The sequence below is a fragment of the Maridesulfovibrio bastinii DSM 16055 genome (assembly GCF_000429985.1).
Classification (GTDB): Bacteria; Desulfobacterota; Desulfovibrionia; order Desulfovibrionales; family Desulfovibrionaceae; genus Maridesulfovibrio; species Maridesulfovibrio bastinii.
Genome location: NZ_AUCX01000022.1, coordinates 38,340 through 57,088, shown reverse-complemented (window position 1 = coordinate 57,088; position 18,749 = coordinate 38,340). Strand labels below are relative to the sequence as shown.

Annotated in this window: 16 protein-coding genes; 5 read left to right on the top strand and 11 right to left on the bottom strand. The window is 40.5% G+C overall.

Features of this window, described 5'->3' with window-relative positions; translation table 11 throughout:
- Positions 1–16 precede the first annotated feature (16 nt).
- The 3 genes from G496_RS0112015 to G496_RS0112005 all read right to left on the bottom strand — a co-directional run bounded on the left by G496_RS0112015 (position 17) and on the right by G496_RS0112005 (position 2,142).
- On the bottom strand, positions 17–928 hold the full coding sequence (locus G496_RS0112015; RefSeq protein ID WP_027179500.1) for an NAD(P)/FAD-dependent oxidoreductase: 912 nt from the start codon (positions 926–928) through the stop codon (positions 17–19).
- Positions 929–1,051: 123 nt separating this feature from the next.
- A complete protein-coding gene (locus tag G496_RS0112010; RefSeq protein ID WP_051295009.1) occupies positions 1,052–1,819 on the bottom strand; it encodes an HD domain-containing protein in 768 nt (255 codons plus the stop codon).
- 2 nt (positions 1,820–1,821) lie between these two features.
- Positions 1,822–2,142: a hypothetical protein gene (locus tag G496_RS0112005; RefSeq protein WP_027179498.1), complete on the bottom strand. Its 321-nt coding sequence runs from the start codon at positions 2,140–2,142 to the stop codon at positions 1,822–1,824.
- A gap of 157 nt (positions 2,143–2,299) precedes the next feature.
- Here G496_RS0112005 and G496_RS0112000 point away from each other — a divergent pair, with 157 nt between their 5' ends.
- From G496_RS0112000 to G496_RS0111975, 5 genes are all read left to right on the top strand, one after another.
- Positions 2,300–2,707, top strand: a complete 408-nt coding sequence (locus G496_RS0112000) for a response regulator (RefSeq protein ID WP_027179497.1) — start codon at positions 2,300–2,302, stop codon at positions 2,705–2,707.
- 149 nt (positions 2,708–2,856) lie between these two features.
- The gene (locus G496_RS0111995; RefSeq protein WP_027179496.1) at positions 2,857–3,786 is read left to right on the top strand and encodes a Tim44 domain-containing protein; all 930 of its coding nucleotides are present in this window, start codon (positions 2,857–2,859) and stop codon (positions 3,784–3,786) included.
- Between the two features lie 50 nt (positions 3,787–3,836).
- Positions 3,837–4,139: an Hpt domain-containing protein gene (locus G496_RS0111990; protein ID WP_034633126.1), complete on the top strand. Its 303-nt coding sequence runs from the start codon at positions 3,837–3,839 to the stop codon at positions 4,137–4,139.
- Between the two features lie 443 nt (positions 4,140–4,582).
- Positions 4,583–5,521 (top strand): MerR family transcriptional regulator, encoded by a 939-nt coding sequence (locus G496_RS0111980; protein WP_027179494.1) that lies wholly within the window; start codon positions 4,583–4,585, stop codon positions 5,519–5,521.
- A 99-nt stretch (positions 5,522–5,620) separates the two neighbouring features.
- Positions 5,621–6,049: a hypothetical protein gene (locus G496_RS0111975; RefSeq protein ID WP_027179493.1), complete on the top strand. Its 429-nt coding sequence runs from the start codon at positions 5,621–5,623 to the stop codon at positions 6,047–6,049.
- Here G496_RS0111975 and G496_RS0111970 read toward each other — a convergent pair.
- From G496_RS0111970 to G496_RS0111935, 8 genes are all read right to left on the bottom strand, one after another.
- Positions 6,036–6,446, bottom strand: a complete 411-nt coding sequence (locus G496_RS0111970; protein WP_027179492.1) for a PqqD family protein — start codon at positions 6,444–6,446, stop codon at positions 6,036–6,038. The two genes, G496_RS0111975 and G496_RS0111970, sit on opposite strands and share 14 nt — an antisense overlap.
- Positions 6,430–7,326 carry a hypothetical protein gene (locus tag G496_RS0111965; RefSeq protein ID WP_027179491.1) on the bottom strand — a complete coding sequence of 299 codons (897 nt, stop codon included), beginning with the start codon at positions 7,324–7,326 and terminating at the stop codon, positions 6,430–6,432. Before G496_RS0111965 ends, G496_RS0111970 begins: the two co-directional genes overlap by 17 nt.
- A 135-nt stretch (positions 7,327–7,461) precedes the next feature.
- Positions 7,462–9,423, bottom strand: a complete 1,962-nt coding sequence (locus tag G496_RS0111960; protein WP_027179490.1) for an OPT family oligopeptide transporter — start codon at positions 9,421–9,423, stop codon at positions 7,462–7,464.
- A 41-nt stretch (positions 9,424–9,464) separates the two neighbouring features.
- Entirely contained in the window at positions 9,465–11,441 is a 1,977-nt protein-coding gene (locus G496_RS0111955) for a DUF6785 family protein (protein ID WP_027179489.1), read from the bottom strand.
- 19 nt (positions 11,442–11,460) lie between these two features.
- Complete coding sequence (locus tag G496_RS19595; RefSeq protein WP_169725755.1) at positions 11,461–16,389, bottom strand: FtsX-like permease family protein; 4,929 nt, start codon at positions 16,387–16,389, stop codon at positions 11,461–11,463.
- A 20-nt stretch (positions 16,390–16,409) separates the two neighbouring features.
- Positions 16,410–17,144: an ABC transporter ATP-binding protein gene (locus G496_RS0111945; protein WP_027179488.1), complete on the bottom strand. Its 735-nt coding sequence runs from the start codon at positions 17,142–17,144 to the stop codon at positions 16,410–16,412.
- Between the two features lie 31 nt (positions 17,145–17,175).
- Positions 17,176–17,856 carry an ABC transporter permease gene (locus tag G496_RS0111940; protein WP_027179487.1) on the bottom strand — a complete coding sequence of 227 codons (681 nt, stop codon included), beginning with the start codon at positions 17,854–17,856 and terminating at the stop codon, positions 17,176–17,178.
- Positions 17,857–17,947: 91 nt separating this feature from the next.
- Entirely contained in the window at positions 17,948–18,745 is a 798-nt protein-coding gene (locus G496_RS0111935; protein WP_027179486.1) for a polysaccharide deacetylase family protein, read from the bottom strand.
- Between the last annotated feature and the right edge of the window lie 4 nt (positions 18,746–18,749).

Below are 18,749 nucleotides of genomic sequence, written 5' to 3'. Positions count from 1 at the left end.
TTATGATACAATATAATTAATGTTTTTTAGCATAATTAGCTGAATTTATTCCGGCAACGCAACCTTCTCCTATTGCTTTTGCCATTTGAAGCGGCGGTCCGCAAATGTCGCCAGCTGCAAAAATTCCCGGCACGTTTGTTTTTTGCTGTTTGTCGGTCTGTATAAATTTCATGCTGTCATCAAGTGCTACACCCAATGTTCCTGCTAAAGACATTACGCCTTTGGCTCCCAGTTCGATGAAGACTCCATTGACAGGAAGAGTAACTCCGTTATCGAGAACCAGCCCATTAACCTGACCATTTCCCTCAATCTCAGTTACTTCAACATTTTTATGAATTTTGACATTTTTATCTGTCAGTTTTTCCAGAAGATCATTTGAAAAATTAATTTCTTTGCATATTAAATGAACATTTTCAGTCAGCGCAGCCATGTGAAGAGCTCCACCAGCTGCGGCACTTTCATCACCCACAACTGCAACCGGTTCATTTCTGAAAAAGTTACCATCGCAATCTACGCAATAGCTGACACCTTTTCCAAGGTATTCTTTTTCTCCGGGGACTCCAAGTTTGTTGCGGGTTGTGCCTGTTGCTATAATAACTGATTTTGCTTTAATTTCTTTACTTTCAGTAGTGATAGTGAAGGTAGCACCTTCAGATTCTGCCTGATCTGGAGCTGCAATTTTAAGTACATCTTCATCAAGAAAAACTGCTCCGAATGTCTGGGCCTGCTCCATACCTGTTTTAAGTATCTTTGATCCTTCAATACTGCTCATGCAGCAGAAATTTTCAATATGCGCCCATTTCAGGCTGCTTTTGTCCTGCTTGCCGAGAATGAGGACAGATACATTTTTTCTGGCAGAATGAATGGCAGCCTGAAGGCCGGCAGGTCCTGTTCCTAAAATAACAACATCATAATTGGTATCACTCATTTTAAATCCTGTACCTTATAGTTTTATTTCGTATTTTAAATTCGCTAAGATTTTGAGTCGTGGTTAAGAAACCTTTCACTAATAAAAGTATACTGTTTTTTATGAAAGGCAAGTAGGGGAGCATTACTGGTTTAAAACTTTTAAGATTTCCGGGCGCAATTCCTTTATTTGACGAACGTCCGGCAGACTCCCAAAAATTTTGTTTATATATCCTCTCCTGATAATTTCCTGCCTGCTCCATCTGAAGTTCAGGTCGTAGGACCAACTTAGTAGCATCAATCTGAAATCATTTACACATTTCATATCTGAATAAAGAGCAGACTGATGTTTATTAATACTTAGCAATATATTTTCGCTTAACATCTCCGGGATCTCTTTTAACCCTAGGAAGGGTACATTACCGTTTTCATCCGGAGAAGAAATTGAGTCCAGCAGGACTCTCATTATATCAATTTTATCGCAATCTCTGACAATTTCAGTAACAGTCTTTAGCTCCTGCCTGATATTTTCAGGGATTGATCTTCGGTTATGCAGGGCAATGGCCCCGTAAACGGTTCTTCTCATTTGATCAGGCAGATCTGTGAGAAATTTTTGGGAGCAAAGTACACCTACTCCGAGTCTGGCATGGTTCACTGACTCATTGTCATTGAATGTGCCGTATTTTTTGAATTGTGGAAATCTCCCAATATCATGGAAGAGACAGGCTGTTAAAGCACTGTTGATGATTTTTTCTTCAAGCTCTGTTGCTTTTGTCAAATTAAAGCAGTTTTCAAGAACGTTGAAAGTGTGGCTGTATTTTAGATTGAAATTTTCTGGGAATTCAGAGTCGGAATTTAAGTAATTTTGGGTGAAAATTTCAAATTTCCTGACTAAAATGTCTAGATCAAACATTGTCAGCTCTCTATTTCTCTTTTTTTAAACTTATATTCAAGTTCTGAAATTTTACCTGATTTAAATTTATTTTCCAACTCTTCAAGTTCAGCTTTTCTCATTTCTTCTGCTTCCCTGTCCAGCTCATGGTCACGAAAAATACCTTTAGGGCCGAACAGGACTCTTAAGAAAAGCACTATGAAGCCTAGAATGAGGGCTACGAAGGCAAATCTGGCAACTGCCGACCATGTTCCTCCAAAACCGGGTCCAAACGGCCAGCCCCTCCACTGAGGATCGTTTGCAAGGTTGTTCAGTTCAGAAATTAAAGCTGTAATATCGAGCATATTTGTGGTCCTCTTTTTTGAAAAGAGTACTACTCGTCATTTAAAAGCTTCGCAAGGTTACCAACTGTATGATTTAGCGGTTATTGTAGACGAACCGGACTTTTTATTGCTAAATCTACAAAGGATTAATTCAACGAAAATTATTTAGGAGATATTTATGCGCATTCTTGTTGTGGAAGATGAACTTGCCAGCAGAAAATTTATGACCCATGTGATGGGCCGGTATGGTGAATGTCTTTTTGCGACGGATGGAGCAGAAGCTGTTACCATGTTTAAACAGGCCTTATTGGATAATGATCCGTTTGACTTGGTTTGCATGGATATAATGATGCCCAGAATGGATGGGCATGAAGCCCTCAAGATGTTGCGTAAGGTTGAAAAAGCAAATGGAATCAAACCTAAAGATGAAGTTAAAGTTATAATGACAACAGCTTTAAGTGATCCTAAAAATGTAGTTGAAGCATATTATCAGGGTGGAGCAACTTCATATCTGCCTAAGCCTATAAGTATTGAGTCGGTTGAAGGCGTTATGTCTGAACTCGGTTTTTTGCAGATAAACAATTAATAAACTTTGTGGACTTTAGAAAATAAATCCTTAGAGTTTAATTATCCACGCTTTCCCGGCGAATGAATTCTGTGTTCTAAATTAAGTGATATTAAATTGTAATTATGTAAGTTATAGTAATAGTTATAACATATTTTTTGAGGAGATTAATGAAACTTTCAAGAATTTTGATTTTGTTGCTCACTGTTTTTTGCATAGTCGCTTTTGTCGCGGCTGAAGCAAGTGCAAAAAGATTTGGAGGAGGACGCTCTTTCGGTGGTCGCTCTTCTTATTCAAATAGTTTCAGCAGGTCTGCACCTTCTTCTTCAAGAAGCTTTGGTTCCAGTTCCAGAAGTTCTCAAACTTCTTCCCGTACGGGCTTCGGCCGTGGTGGAATGGGCTTAATGGGCGGACTGCTTGCCGGATCTTTGCTTGGCTCCATGTTTTTTGGCAGAGGAGGCATGGGCATGGGACCGGGACTGCTCGATTTTGTTTTAATAGGTATTGTCATATTCTTTGCTTTGAAATTTTTTAGAAATCGTGGCCGCGGCTCTTCCGGAATGCAGGACGGTTACTATAGGAGAGGGCCTGATCAGGATTACTCTGATAGAAATAATTATTCAAAAACGACTTTTGAACGCCGATCAGATTCGGCATGGGATCATCTGTCATCAAAACCTTCAGGGAATGCTTCTCACGATCAGCAAGCCCCTGAAGGAGCTGTCCCGCCTGATTTTGATCAGGAGGATTTCCTCAAGGGAGCTAAAGCCATGTATACAAGGCTTCAAAACTCTTGGGATGATAGAAACCTTGAAGATATAAAAGCTTTTACGACAAACGATGTTTATACGGAAATAGCTAGGCAGGCATCCGAAGACCCAGGTCCGTCGACTACAGAAATCCTTTTGGTAAATGCGAGACTTCTGGAAGTTAAGGATGAAGGAAAGGATACTGTGGCAACGGTTTATTATGATGTTCTGCTGCGTGAAGACCCAAGCCAGTCACAACCTTCACAGGTTCGAGAGGTCTGGCACTTTATGAAAGACAATACGTCTAACGGAATGTGGAGACTTGACGGGCTTCAACAATTGGAAGACTAAATTAAAAGGACGCTGCAAAAACAGCGTCCTTTTTTATTCTGGAGAATTTTATGAATAAGCCTATTGAAAAAATTGATTGTGAATTAGAACCATTGATTGAAAAATTTATGAAAAATTCATGGTCTGATTTTGAAATTATGCAGAATGCTTATTCTAAAAAGAATTACACTGAGGTTCAGCGGATTGGTCACAATATCAAAGGCTCCTCACTAAATTACGGTTTTCTGCTGATGGGAGAACTTGGCAGAAAAATTGAAATATCTGCTGCAGGTGAGAATGATGTTGAGCTAGAGGGGCTTTTGAATGATTTTAAGGATTATCTTGAAAATGTTGTTGTTGAGTTTGTAGACTGATTTGGCAGCTTTTTAAAAGAGATATGCGCCTTTCCCCGTTATGAGGAGCAGGGTGTTTCCACCGTCTGCGTATGGCGCATTAATTTTTTTCTTTTGGGCGACTCAATTCGCCAGATTTATTGTATTTAAATTCTATTTTTTATAACCCTCCGTTAAGGTTCTTCTCTCTCTTATCTTAGAAATAATCATTCGGTTTTCACAGTCAAGTATCATTCCTGAAAAAAGATTCCATTTTTTCAAATAATATTCCTGTCAAAAATTTATCGATCCTTATTTAAATCAATTTTAGAATTTTGGTTTGCTCAAATATGGATATCATATTGATCAAAACATTTAATTGAACAATTAAACAAAGTAATAAAATGTTTAAATTAGCTTTACAAAGGTAATTATTTTTTATATATATTGATCATATTAAAAATAAACAACAGGTGATCAACAATATGGGCGATCAGCTTTTAAGTCTAAGAGAAATAGGTAGAAGGCTTGGTATTCCTCCTTCTACTATTGTATATTATAAAGATAGGTATAACAGGTATATACCTAGCTCTTGCGGTAGTGGGCGTCGTCAGAAATATCCAATGGAAGTTTTGGAAATTTTTAGGAGGATTAGAGAAATGTATGGAATGAATTGGACAACTGATCAAATTGAAAAAGAATTATCTTTAAAATTTAGTCTGTTAGTTGATAGAATAAATAATGATCAACAAGTGATCAATGATGCCGGACTTGATCACTCAAGTGATGTGCATGCCATCGTCAGCAGTTTATCAGCAGTTTTAGGTAAAATTTCAGATATGCTGGCAAACCAGACTCTTTTTCAGTCTGAAATCAGAGATCTCCGGGATGAAGTTGCCGAGATGAGAAAAGAAAAAAGATCTCTTGAAAGCAGGCTTACAAGCAAAATTCAGACTCTCTCACTTGAAGTGGAGAAATTGAATAAAGATCGCGATAATCTTTTTTCAAGACTGAATGGTTCACATAAGTTTGAAGATCAGGATGTTTCAATGTTTCCGGACGAAAAATACCTTGAGAATCCTTTGGTAATAAGAAATTCCCACGGAGATTATCTAGGTGTGCTGGGGAGAGAGAAGCGGCACTTTTCTCTGGAAAATTTTGTTGACCTTCTCGAAAGCAGTATAACTTCAAGAAGAAGTGTGGATATAAACTGGAAGAAGGGACACGATTCTTGGAAACTGGTTATTGTTGCCAGAGATAATGATTCTGGAGAAGATAAGGAAATAATTTTGTCTACTAGGAAAGTAAAAACACCAAGTGACAATATTGTAACCCAAATAGTCGAGATGTCTATCAATGAAAAGGAAGTACCACAAGCTCTTTTGCTTAGTCTTTTCAAGCAAATAAAGGATAGTTTTGCATAATTTTGATTTAAAGTGATTCTCTAGATAAAATCTTGATATTTACCTGAAATGGACTTATTAAAATAATAGTTTAATGTATATAGTTTCAGGAGGATCAGGATGCCTCAAGTTGCGGCCAGAATTACGAATGATCATGAGCAATGGTTGAAAAATTATTTTAAAACCAAAAGTGCAGGGGCTGAATTTATTCTTCCCTGGGCTGTGGATATGTTCTTTAAATCATTAAGGTCGGCATCTAAAGAATTTAATATTCCTGAACTGAAAACAATTCTTGAGGCGTATAAGGGGATAAAAATTCTTCCTAATCAAAGTAAGGGAGCATATCTCTCGTTGAGGGTCGAAGAGGCCTGCGATGTGGATGAAGTTCATGTGCAGTTTGGAGCAAGTAAAGTAAGTTTGGAAAGTAAACTAAAAAGATTATCTGACGTTCAGTCTACAGCAATAATGATTTGGGCGAACGCATTCTGGGTCAGCAAAGTCTGGAACGGAGTTTCCTTTGATGAGTATATAAAGCTTACCTGTTCCTGATTTGATTTTCTGTAAAAGCTATCAGCCCACGCTTGCCAAGATCTTTTAAAAACGATGCGGTTGCAACCTCTGCCTCTCGTTGCAGCACATTATATTCCATAGCAAATTCTGTAGCTATTTTTTTTACTGATTTATTCCCGTCTATCCTTTCCCATACAAATTTACCCATTTCATCCAATTCCAGTTTTTTCAGAGGGGCGTGGTTATCTTTCCACATTCCAAACCTCTTTGCCACGTCAGCAAGCAACGGTTTCAACTGTAGCGGATATACCAGTAGAAGATTCTCAGTATTGTTTCTCTCTTCTTTAACATCCTGATTCTTTACGGGCTTAAACGATAATGCCTGAGTTCTTGAAAGTTCCGGCGCACTGGATTTCTTTTTACGAAATAATGCCATAATTCTCGAAAATATTTTGTGTTATATCAGCTGGCAAAGGTTTTCTGGATTTTACCAGAACAGCTGTAATTCTACTCGAATTTTTTAAATATCTTATTTCAATGCGTCCGAAAGGTCTTTTCCTTGAGCTGATTTTAGAAAGAGTTTTTGCTGTCGTTGACGGTTCTTTATCCTGACCGAAAATACTTGTTGATCCTGAATCAAATTCAAATTCAGCAACGGAAAGTCCTAGTGATTTGATTTCGTTTTTGAAAGCATCACGGGCAAAATCACCAAGACTCTTATTTTTTAAAATAGTTTCAGCCGGGCTGAACCTGTAAAGCGATATAGTGTCCAAATCGTCTTTGACCGTTATATTGAACCGACCGGGCTTGAACTCATAAGAGTCAAGATTAAGGTTGCCGGGGAGCAGGGCAGAAATATCGTAAATACACCATGGTGTTTTTTCTTCATCATTATGGAATTTGAAAGATTCAAAAATACTGAGAGCGGCTGTATTTAGTTTTTCTCCATCGTTTCCGATAAATTGAATTAAAGCTACCTGAGAGGCTTCAGGACAGTTGAACATCACTCCATGTCCCATAGTCAAATCTGATTTCCAGTAAAAGGCTGTGGGGTCATACTGTGAAAGAGGCTCTTTCCAGCTTGCCGGCATTACAGTTGATTCTATTTTTACTCCAGAGGCGTTTTCAACTTTTTTAGTTAACTGACGGAAGAAGTTCTTTTCATTATATTTATTATCTGTTTTATACCAGCGGATTTCAATGCATGGTTTATCACCATCATCTAATTGGATAAATTTTTTATCTATCCCGCTGACTTCGTGAGCAACTGGGACATTAAAACTTATTCCATCCCAGGCTATTTTTTTATATTCCATTTATGCCGTTTCCTTGAAAAATCATGTAATGCAGGGCTGTTACCTTTAGCTTCAATTAACCATTATAATTATTCGCAGATAAAAAGAAACCCTTTAAAATCGAGGTTTTTTAAATAAAATTAAGTAGTGAGTCAATTAGTAGGCTAACTTTCCAAGAGACTTAAGTATTAATGTGCAGCCCATTGCAAACATACCTGTCAGTCCCATTCCACATGAAAAACCAGCTAAGAGAACAGGAGCATATTGTCGCCACATTTTGCCATATTTTTTTTGGAAAAAGAACCTTCCCAGTAAGGCTCCGGTTACTTCAAGAATAAAACCATGCGGAGTGCTCTGACCCAGACCACGGACTACGCCATAAACAAGAAGTACCGGGAGACCAAGGACGTTTAGCACCGCATAAAGCAGCAGCCCGAGTCCTATGCCTGAAAAAATTATAGGTGCGCTTAATGCTTGGAAAAATAGTGAGTTTCCCTCAAGTGTCGAGGTCTGCATAAGCAGAGTATTAAGAGCCTGAAGGTGCCATAATTCCTGAGCGTATGGATAACTGGAAGACGGTATAGGAGCCAGTTGCCATATAAATTGCGAAAAAAGCAGACTGGAGATCATAACGACCGGGAAAACTACGATCTCAGCTTTGATAATACCTCTGATTGATGTTCCGGTTAATTCAATTTCTCGGAAATGGACAGTTGCTTCACCGTAGTTGTGAATTGGTATGGGAGCATACCAGATTTCTATGCCGTGATATCCGAAAAATTTTGCCCCTGCTATAAAGCTGGCTTCTCTTACAAGCGGAAGGCTGACAAACTGTCCGGCGATACCTTCCATCCTTGCGGTAATATATGAAATGATCGGAGTATATATGAAACCGTAAAGAATAAAGAACAGCCACGGAAAATTGGGTACCAGAAAAAGGCATATACCGACGTATGCTAGAGTAGAGAAAACATAAATTCCTATCGAAACCCAGAAATTTATATCACCTCTGCCCGGCGGCGGCTGAAACAGTTTGCTCCAGGACTCTCTGTTCTTGGCATGTTCACCGCGAAAAGATTTTATAACATACCATATTCCCACAAGACCTATTGCAAGGCCCAGCCCTATGCTGAAACTCATATAGAAATCAAAATTATTGGCAAAAACAGTTTCAACTGTTTCCATGCCCGGATGCCATCTGTGCAGAATTCCATGACTGTAGAGGACAGGGTTGGAAACAAAAGTGATAATGACTCCAATAAGCCCGCCTATAACGGCCCAGAAGGGGAGTACCATTCCTACAAAAAGCAATCCCAGATCAAGCTGGATACCGGTTGCGACTGCCGGTAAAGCTTTTTCAGTATACGGCGTAAGCTCAACCCAAGGTATGGGGATAAGTCTTATCGGTTCTGTAAAAAGTAATCCTGAAACCGCGGGTAGTAGAACGTATACCGCCCCGAAAGCGAGACCTATGACACCTCCTATGGAAAATACCCGCCATTTCCAGCTGGCTTTCTTTTCTTCGGTGGATTCGGCAAGAGCCATAGTTCCCAATGCACCAACAGGAGCCATGGGAAAGGGCAGTTTTTCAACATCCGAGGTAATGCGGTAAAGAGCGTATCCCAGTCCGAAATGGTCAATACGTTGAATAATTTGAGCCCCGATGAGGAGCAGTATTGGAATAAGCCAGTCCCGATGAAAAAAGGTTCTCTGAATGAGAGACTCGGAACCGGGTTGAGGGGCAACCCATGAAGGAATAAATTCCGTGAGCCCGAGCATTCTGGCTGCATCGGATTGAACTATGTATTGTTGCCACAAAAGCCCTGAAAATGGAGACGCAAGGGCTGCTCCGGCCATATAATATAATAGGAAAATTTCCTGCTGTTTTAACTCGGTGTATGATCTTTTAGCTATTTCAGCAAAAAGGATGATAGTTACCCAGCGTGCGGCCGGTCCAATACCCTGACCGATTACCAGTTGCAGGTACATGCTCCCGGGCATCATCAGAAATCCGATGAATACAGCTCCGACTATAGTTTTCCAGTCAAAACCTTCTTCGAATTTTTTGGGAGTCTTCAGTAAATCCCTATATTCTTGCAGCTCTTTATCTTCGTACATTTTCTGCTCCGCGGCAGTTTAAATTCTAGAGTATTAATGACTTATCCCGGAAGAACCTGATAACTTTGTCCGGCCCAAATTCCGTAGATCGCCCAGGCTCCTCCCATAAGGAAATCACCCATTATGAATCCGAAGAACAGGAAACGTATTTTTTTGTAGAGTCCAACTCCGCCGTATCTCATTGTCAGCTGATTGCAGAGCCATCCGAGAAAGAAGCTGAACCAGAGAATGCGCATGGCCGAGCTGTATGCTGTAAGGTATCCGATGGGATGCAGAGGCCACCATGGGAGCCTGTTGTATGCTGCAACAAGTCCTACCATTATGCAGGCGCCAAGTATGGAGAAAGTTACAACCCAGTTATTCGGTCCGCGCGGTTCCTGAATTGTTCTAACTACACTGTCATAAACGGATAAAGTTGTGCGTGTTGCCCAGTCCAGTGACAGTTCGCGTATTCCGTATTTATAGCAGACAATAAGCATTGCCGCGAAGGAAACGAAAACGCTGAGAAGCAGAACAATACCAATTCCGGTAAAAAATAGTTTTTTGTTGCGGACCCATTCTGTAATTTTAGAGCTGTGCACAAGGGATGGCATTAATGATTCTCTGAGGTCGACAAAAAGAATTTTTTGACACATGGCCGCGATGAGAATGCCTACTCCTCCGAAAATTTTTGTGCCGAATAGAGCTGTAACTCCATCTATTGGAGCAGCGGTCAGGGTGAAGTAGCCAAGTCCTCCCTGAGTTATGATTTTTGATGCAACAATCGTAAAAATAAAAAAAGCAGCTAGAGTTATCAGAGCGATTAAAATGGGGATACCGAAGTGTACACACCATAAGGTGAGTAGAGCCCAGCCTATAATCATTCCCCAGAATGAAAATCGCAGTGACATCCATTCTGCGACCCCGGTTGTGGGATTTTTAATCAACAATGATTCTTTAATTACTTCAAGAAGATGTTGTCTGGAAAGCCAGATAATAAAAAGGAAAAAAACAAAATAGGCTCCTATCATCTGGGTTTCTTCCGGTCTTGTAATAGTAGGTCCGAAAGTAACACCAAGGGCTGAAGCCGGTATGTTGAGACCAGATATTTCCAGAATTCCGTAGAACAGTCCGCTCAGCAAAAAGAAGAACCAGAAACTGAATGAAATCTGTCTTGCTGCAAGAAAAGCAAAGCCTATAAATGCAGGATAAAAGTATATTTTTAATTTGTAAAATCCTGAAAATAAACCTGTTTTTGCAAAATATTTTCCAGCAAGATAAAGAGTTGGCATTTCAGGAACTGAAGGTATGTAAAAATGCAGACCGTTTAATGTATGCAGGCAGATGCAAAAAAGCATTCCGGTTATAAAAAATTTGTTTTTTAAAAATGATCCGAAGAGGTTCTGATCAAGGGACTGTTCCATAAAGCGTGGCAGCTGGAGCAGCGGAAAGTTTATTCTTTCATTTTCAATCCATTGCCTGCTGAAGAGGTTGGTTATGCAGATCATTATAAAATAGCATAGCAGTATAAAAATGCCCCAGCTTATCAAGGGAGTAAGCCATGCCGACCACGGGATTTTGCCCAGCAGTTCTCCTGTCGGCATGGAAGAACCTCCGTGGATTCCGTTATAAAGGCTTTCAATAGCTTTTGTATCGGTGGGTCGCAGGCCTGAGGGAATTAAAGGTTCAAGGATTTCATTCCATCTGTTTCCTACAGTTGCATATCTGACCGGCGCGGTAAGGTTTATGAAAAAGGTTCTGGCCAGCCCTGTGTAGGCTATTCCCGAAACTATTACCGAAAGCACCCACATACATAGAAGCTCAAGACCTGTCATAAGAGGGTGTGTTCTAAATATATGGTGGTGGAGTGCTGATATAGTTGTCATCCAGGCCAGAATGAAGAAGGGGGCAAGAGGAAAATGTCCTCCTGCCAGCGGTGTGGCACCAAGAAATGTATTATTGTAAGGTGTTAAAGCACATATTAAAAGTCCGAAAAATATTCCCAGTACAATGGACCTTAATCTTATTTTTCCATGCATCAGTATGCTTTCCTGTCTTTTACAAGTCTTCCAGAGTTTTTTCTGTATTAAGTCCGGTGAATCCGAAAGCCATCATTTCAGGAATCTTTTCTCTGAATGATTTCTGGCTTTCTGAATCAAGAGAACGCCAGACCAGAAATTGTTTACGGATTGCGTTTATAAAATTTTTGTTAAGCCGCTTCCATGCTCCAAGTTCACCAGATTCACGTTCTATTGTGAGGACAGCCTCAAGGAATCCTGAAAACTGTTTAGACGGCCTGAATTCAAGTTTAACCATTTGTTTAACTCCGAAATCAAAAGGAGCCAGCCATACGCGCACGTCAAACTGAAAGCAGATCAGATGATCTGAACTGTCTGGAGATTGGTTTATAGTTTTTTCAGGTAGTTGGTATTTATTAAAGTTTACTTCTATCTCAGATGTTGAAAACAGTCCGTGTGAAACTTCGGTGTGGGCTTCAAGATATTCCAGCATAAATCCGCCGATATCTTTCTGCTCATAATTTTTAAGCAGAAAAGGCAGTGTTGCGGTAATTGAGTTGGTATCGGCATCCGGCATTTTCCATGATCTGTTAACATCCGGAATTGCAATGTTTGCCGCAACTTTTGATGGGTATATTACTGAAATGAGAGTGATGGCTATAACCAGCAGCATGGCTGCAACTCCTGCCATGGAAGAGTAGTTGGCTGTCATTCCATGCCATAAAGCTGTGCCGGCAAGCAGTTCCGAGGCAGACTGTGCCACAAGATATCCGGCGACAACACTGATAACGGCAAAGGCAATGGCTTCGGCTATGAATAGGAAGGATACATGCAATGGGGCCATACCTATTGATGTATATACACCTATCTCTTTTTTACGTTCATACACACTTGTGATCATCGTATTCAGTACTATAAGGGCCGAAATAATGAGCGGGATAAGAATGTTCGGCACACCGGAATAGTTCATAGAATCCGATGACTGGCAAAGATATGTTCCACTTGAGTCACAACTGAAAATCGGCAGACCATATCTGTCGACCAGTGAATTGACTGTAGCTTTGCTGAATTCTCCTTTAATCGGAGAGATTGCAATTGATTTAAGATTGCCACCCATCGCCATAAGTGTTTCATAAGGAATGATAGCTGTGACATCTCCGGGGATGTGCGTGTATCTGCCGTGAAACGTATCAATATCATCACCTGATTCAATGGCTTCAGCCTCAACTTCGGTTAACTCCTGAGCCGTTGAGGATGGAAAGATTACAGGAGTAAGTGGTTCTCCATCGAGGTCAGTGTGCTGAAACAGCTGTTCTCCACTGAAAGTCCCGCAGAGTGTAAATGGCTGGCCCCATACTTTCAGCAGGTCACCAGGTTTTGCCTTCAGTCTTTCAGCCATGGAGTCTGAAAGTAAAATCTGCCTTGAATGTCCTTTTGAAAGCCAGCTGCCTGATTTAAGAATCTTGTTTATATTGCTGATTTCAGGTTCAATATATGAAAGTCCAACCAGTCCTTTGACTTCCTCTTTTCTTCCTTTAAATTCGACTGGAGTTACAGCCGGGCTTGTCTTATCCTCAAGCTCTATCCAGCCTCTCGGGGCGACAGTACCTTTACCGGCAAAGTCATTTGCAATTATATTTTCAGTCTCTCTGGGCAGATCGTTCCAGCCGATATTTTTCATAAAAATACCGGGGTATGGGGTGTTATAACTGAAATGAAGATAGGTCTGTTTGCGCAGCGACTTTACTGCCGTAAAGCTCATAATCGTAAAAGTAAGTATGGTCAGCGTAAGACATGTCAGGAATGTTCTCAATTTTCTTCTGCGCAGATTGCTAACGCCTATAACGAAAGCGGCGGTAAAGGCTTTCCATTTACTGATTTCAGGAGTGCTTGTTTTATAGGCTCTCTGTTGCAGTAAAATCATTTCTTTTTCAAACCTGAAAAAGATGATCAATGAAACCATTACTGACAATCCTAGAATAAAAAATGCAAGAATAACGACCATAGGACTGTACGTTAGCTGAAAAGCCGGATGAACTTTATAGATTAGGGCGATAACAACAGTCAGTATGCCGAGGAAGGCAAGAATCCTTTTGTGGATATCAGCAAAAGAAAATAGAAGCCTTTCCATGCAGTATGAAAAAGGAATGAAGAGGGCTATATAGAATAGAACTCCGATAAGAACATCTTTTTGGGTGCTTTCTACATCAAGGTAGACCTTTGAAGCCATTGCCCATGAATCCCGGGCTTTTTCCATGAATGTATCATATTTCTTTTCTTTCCATGCGTTTTGGGCCTGCTCAAGGTTTTCCAGTCCTCTTTTTTCCTGAGTGCGGATAAGGTTGTTAACTATACCGTGGGTCTCAAGATTTGAAATTCGTGGTTTAAGCAAGGTCCACATATCATAGGCTGCACGGAAATCTGTGGCCGGGATTAAAGGCCAGTCACTGAGTTTATATCCAAATCCGCTTGGTGCTATGGGATTGGAATTTATAAGAATCATTTTACGGTTTAACACCGTATCCGAAAGAGTAGCCTTTAGCGGCGTCTGCGGTTCCAGAAATATGCTTGCAATTGTCGAAGATCTTGTATCAATACGGCTGTACCAGTAGTGCAACGGTTCTGAATCCCTGTTACCGTCAAGGACTTCAATTTTAGTCATATATCTGAAAGTTCTCGGTGTCAGCAGGTCGAAAAGAGTTGTCTGCTTACAGGCGAACATGATCATTTTTGTTTCCATGTCCAGCCGGTTCATTTTCAACCTGTAAGCATTTTTGCCTGTCTGCTGCTTATCAATAGCCCAGATAATTTTTCCGTCTCTATTAAACTTATATCCTTCGATAATAAGTTTATGCTGAACGAGCTTTTTGGAAGCTATCCCGGAATAATCAAAATTACCTGCTTCATCTGTCATGGCGTAGAATCTAGAGTTTCCCTGAAAAGCCATAAAGACAGCACCCGGTGCCGGCTGATCGGCAAAGAGCTCTCCCTGCCTTATAAAACGACCTTTACCATGAACTATTGAAAATCCGTTTTTAGGTTCTTTTTCACTTAGTGATTCCCGTTCAGAAGCAATACCTTTTATGAGGCCTTCAATCAGATCAACCTGAGGGTCTAAATTCTCCCAGTTAACATTTTTCAGTGAGTCAAACGGGGTTCCCCAGTATTGGCGGCCGTCATCAACTGTTACAAATGTTATTCCGGGTAAGCCTGCCAGTGTTGCCACTTCTCCGCCAAGTTGCGGTTTATCAATAAACCATGTCTGCCATGGTCTGGTGTGGTTAGGGCGCAGGGAATCAACATACAGGCCTTTAACTCCCATATCTTTTTGAATTTTTAGGGCCGTATCGCTAAGTATGTCGTTAATTTTTGAAAAACTTCTTGTAAGATTTATTCTCGGTCTTAAATCATACATCCAGCCTCGGTTAAAGGCTCCTATTCCACTACCGTGACTGGAAAGATGAAGTGAAAATGATGCCGCTATTTTATACTTTTTAATGAGTTTTCTTAATTTCGTAGTACTTTTAAGAATAGTAAGTTTTCTGGAAAGGTCTTGTGCTTTTAATTCCGCCCGTTGTCTTATTTCAGGCAGTAAATTCATGACTGCTTCATGTTCTTCTTCTGGAAGCTGTGAATAATCCATCTTCCATGAAGCTTTGCGCAGTATCGATCTTGTTTTGGCCAGCTGGATAATTTCCGGGTGTGCTCCGGAATTCTGCAACCGTAATTTCATCAGCTTGTTACTTAATTCGCTGACTTTGTCTTTGATCATATTTTCAAAGCTGTCATGAATAAGTTCTGCAAGCTGTGGATTATGGGAATTGGTATTGGCTGAAAGTGGATTTTTAGCCGAAAGAGCTTCTATAAGATGTCTGACATCTTTTAGTTGTTTGTCCGCATCCTTTTTTAAGTTCTTAAGTATTTTGTTTTTACCGGAAACGGCTTTGATAAATTCACGCATTCCTGCCAGTGATAGAGAATGGCCCGCTGTAGCGACAAGAAGAACAGAGCGTTTTGCAGGGGTGACCGAAAGCTTTTTGCCTAGGTCCAGAAGTGAGGCTATGGAAACTGCTTCATCAGCTCCCGGTGACTTTCCGCTTATGTATACGGAACTGTCATAGAAAGCTTCCACCAGAACCAGTTCATTAGACAACTGCGGGTCACTGCCCGGAATCAGGCAGAATATATTCTGGGCTGTTGTCCTTTCCCAGTGGCTTGTACAGTACAGTGTTGCTGATTTTTCAATTTCAGAACTGGCATCTCCGCTTGATATACCGAACAGGTTTTGCGCCTGCTCAGCCGTCATATAGTAGCGGGGAAAATTTAATGGAGAAAGTTCAAGCTTTTCTTTAAAAAATCCTCTTACAGAAGGACCTCTGTTGATATAGATCAGTGCTGATGCGCCTAAACTCGCTGCATTCAGCCAGTGTTTACCAGAGTCCATGTCCATCAGGACAATAGAATTTTTAACCTGTAATCCGTTGAAATTTTCAAGTTTGCCTTTGCCTACATAGATTACTGGTCCGCTAAGTCCATTTTCGGGAGTAGCAGGAGGCGTGATGGCATTTAAAAGTGCAGGGTTGAGCTTGATAGTCCGGCCGCTGCTATGAAGGGTCAGCGTGGCAGTGGATGATTTTATTGCCGGTAAAACAAATTCCTGTCTTCCAACCTTGTAGTTTCCGTATGATTGAAATTTTTTTTCGATATAGTCTGCTGCTGCGTCTATCTCAGGTGACCATGAAGATCTGTCACCCAATGAAGTTAGCTCAGCGATCGAATCTCTAAGCTTTGATTGATATTTCTGGCCATATACGGGCATATCACATGCAGGGCATTTGGGAGAAATATTATCGGAAATGACGGCACAGTCTGCCTGTTTTAAAGAAAAAATAAGTAGAAGTATTACTGCCTGAAACAGTATGCAGAATGAATTGCAAAATTTTTTACCGGCCGGGAGGGTTGCAGACATGTTTAAACTGTCTCCCATTATTACATTGTGCGTATTCCGCCAACTTCAATATTGAGTTGATCGCGGTTTTCTATTTTTTTAATTGCGCCGTCTTCTATCCATACAACCCTGTCCGAAGCGTTGAGCATTTTATAATCATGGGTAGCTGTGATGATCGTCACTCCGCGTTCTTTGCTCAATTCGCTCATTAATTTAATTATTTCTTCTCCTGTACTCAAATCAAGGTTTCCTGTTGGTTCATCTGCCAGAATGATTGCTGGATCATTGGCAAGCGATCTTGCAATGGCAACACGCTGCTGCTGGCCCCCTGAAAGTTCCTGAGGTTTGTGGTTGTATCTCTTATGCAGACCAACGAGGTCTAATAGTTCTATACCTTTTGCGACAGCTGTATCATTGTGTACTCCGGCGAAAATCATCGGCAGAGTTATATTTTCCAGAGCTGTCATTACCTGTATTAGGTTAAAAGTTTGAAATATATATCCTATCTGACGATTTCTAAGCCATGCCAGTTCGTATGCGTCAAGTTGGGCTATGTCTACTTCATCAATGAAAACTTTGCCTTCAGTCGGTTTATCAAGTCCGCCAATCATATTGAAAAGTGTTGACTTACCTGATCCTGAAGGACCCATTATAGACAGATATTCGCCTGCATAAATTTCAAGATCAACTCCTTTCAAAGCCTGAACATTGACTTTGCCGAGTTTGAATTCTTTTTTTACGCCGGTAACACGGACAATTGTGTGATTGTCTGGCATGTTGACTCGCTTTTAATCCAGTATGTTTAAATTATTCTTCGACTCTGAGAGCTTCGATAGGGCGCATTTTCGCTGCTATGAAAGCAGGATACAATACACCGAGTATACTTAGTCCGAATCCAACGGCAATTGAAATTAAAATTGAAAACATTACGTCTGTAATGTTGAGATATTTCAGAGCGTCAAAACCGAAGCGGAGCAGTCCTGTCAAAATTGATATTAGAGCTCCGGCGATTGCTCCGAAAATTGATCCTGCAACTCCCTGCATTGATGATTCGATCAAAAATAGTCGCAGCACAAAGCTATCCAGTGCTCCCAGACACTTCATTGTTCCAATTTCTCTGAATCTTTCTGTCACCGCCATAAGCTGGGCATTTATAATACCCACTGTGCAGACAAGTAGAGACAGTATGACTATCCAGCGTTCCTTAGGGCTGCCACCGGCTTCATACCCGGCCTGATCCAGAATTTTTATCAGATGCTGGTCATTGGATTTAAAAATACCTCCGGCAATATCTCCGCCTGTAAGGACATAAGCCAGAAAAGACACCGCCAGCATCAGGCTGGTCACAGTGACCATATTCCTTAAAAATCTTGATTTAAGACTTTTAATACTGATTTCGAAAGATTTACCGAATGGCAGAACTATTTGCGCTTCGATATCTTTTTTGGAAAAGTTTTCCTGAAAAGGAATACGATCATTTTCGGACATTCTAAGTACTCTTTATCAGCCGTTTAAGTATTTCATTTAAATAAACTATATAATAACTCGCTTAAAGCAAAGTTAAAAAAACGAAATAGAGTTAAATCTGATTTGGGCAAAATGAATCAAGAGTTTTAATTCTAACATTTTTTACTGAGGCAAGCATTGGCAGAAGTTGGTCTATAAAAAAGAAAGCTTTTTCATTCATGCGCTGGTGGTGCAGCATGAATCCGGATTGACCACTCATTAATGCTTCAGACATCTGTTTGAGAAGTTCTCGCAATGATTCTTCAGGTGAATCTTCCTTTCTTGTGTGCAGGTCAATATTTACAGGGAGATCGAGAAGTTTTTCAGGTGGAGTTGGCTTTACATTCGTGCTGCGTGAAATTGCAGTAAATCCCAGTTCAAGAAGACTTTCCATGGTTGCCAGAGAGCACCTGTTCCATGGCGGGGTAAATATAGGAACAAACTTATCTTTAAAATTATTTTCAAGTTTGTTTTTACCGGCTGCAAGACGTTTCAGGATAGTCTGTTTATCAAGTGATGATCCGAATTCAAATTTTTTACCTTCAGGTTCGGTATTCATATGACGGTATCCATGAAGATGCAGGCACCATAGTGAATATTGCGGACCAAGCTCAGCAAGTATCTTTTCAGTTCTGGCATCATTCAGCCAGCATGGAACGACAGCCAGTGCCAGCGGAATATTATGTTTTTTGAATACATTGATCATGGCTGAGAACTGTCTGCCGGGATAACCGATGTCGTCAGCCCTGAAAAAAACATCCGTTCCGGTGTCAGGGATTACTTTTTCAATGTCTGTAATCCAATTTTCCAATGCGGATTGTAAAACAGTGCTCTTATTCTTCCAGACAGGGGAGACAGTACGATATGGCATCAGG

Coding starts and splice junctions, on each gene's coding strand:
- G496_RS0111965 (WP_027179491.1), bottom strand. CDS start 7,326: ATGGAATATAAAAAAATAGCCTGGGATGGAATAAGTTTTAATGTCCCA.
- G496_RS0111995 (WP_027179496.1), top strand. CDS start 2,857: ATGAAACTTTCAAGAATTTTGATTTTGTTGCTCACTGTTTTTTGCATA.
- G496_RS0111970 (WP_027179492.1), bottom strand. CDS start 6,446: ATGGCATTATTTCGTAAAAAGAAATCCAGTGCGCCGGAACTTTCAAGA.
- G496_RS0111990 (WP_034633126.1), top strand. CDS start 3,837: ATGAATAAGCCTATTGAAAAAATTGATTGTGAATTAGAACCATTGATT.
- G496_RS0112005 (WP_027179498.1), bottom strand. CDS start 2,142: ATGCTCGATATTACAGCTTTAATTTCTGAACTGAACAACCTTGCAAAC.
- G496_RS0111975 (WP_027179493.1), top strand. CDS start 5,621: ATGCCTCAAGTTGCGGCCAGAATTACGAATGATCATGAGCAATGGTTG.
- G496_RS0112010 (WP_051295009.1), bottom strand. CDS start 1,819: ATGTTTGATCTAGACATTTTAGTCAGGAAATTTGAAATTTTCACCCAA.
- G496_RS0111945 (WP_027179488.1), bottom strand. CDS start 17,144: ATGCCAGACAATCACACAATTGTCCGTGTTACCGGCGTAAAAAAAGAA.
- G496_RS0112015 (WP_027179500.1), bottom strand. CDS start 928: ATGAGTGATACCAATTATGATGTTGTTATTTTAGGAACAGGACCTGCC.
- G496_RS0111955 (WP_027179489.1), bottom strand. CDS start 11,441: ATGCATGGAAAAATAAGATTAAGGTCCATTGTACTGGGAATATTTTTC.
- G496_RS0111960 (WP_027179490.1), bottom strand. CDS start 9,423: ATGTACGAAGATAAAGAGCTGCAAGAATATAGGGATTTACTGAAGACT.
- G496_RS0111980 (WP_027179494.1), top strand. CDS start 4,583: ATGGGCGATCAGCTTTTAAGTCTAAGAGAAATAGGTAGAAGGCTTGGT.
- G496_RS0111935 (WP_027179486.1), bottom strand. CDS start 18,745: ATGCCATATCGTACTGTCTCCCCTGTCTGGAAGAATAAGAGCACTGTT.
- G496_RS19595 (WP_169725755.1), bottom strand. CDS start 16,389: ATGTCTGCAACCCTCCCGGCCGGTAAAAAATTTTGCAATTCATTCTGC.
- G496_RS0112000 (WP_027179497.1), top strand. CDS start 2,300: ATGCGCATTCTTGTTGTGGAAGATGAACTTGCCAGCAGAAAATTTATG.
- G496_RS0111940 (WP_027179487.1), bottom strand. CDS start 17,856: ATGTCCGAAAATGATCGTATTCCTTTTCAGGAAAACTTTTCCAAAAAA.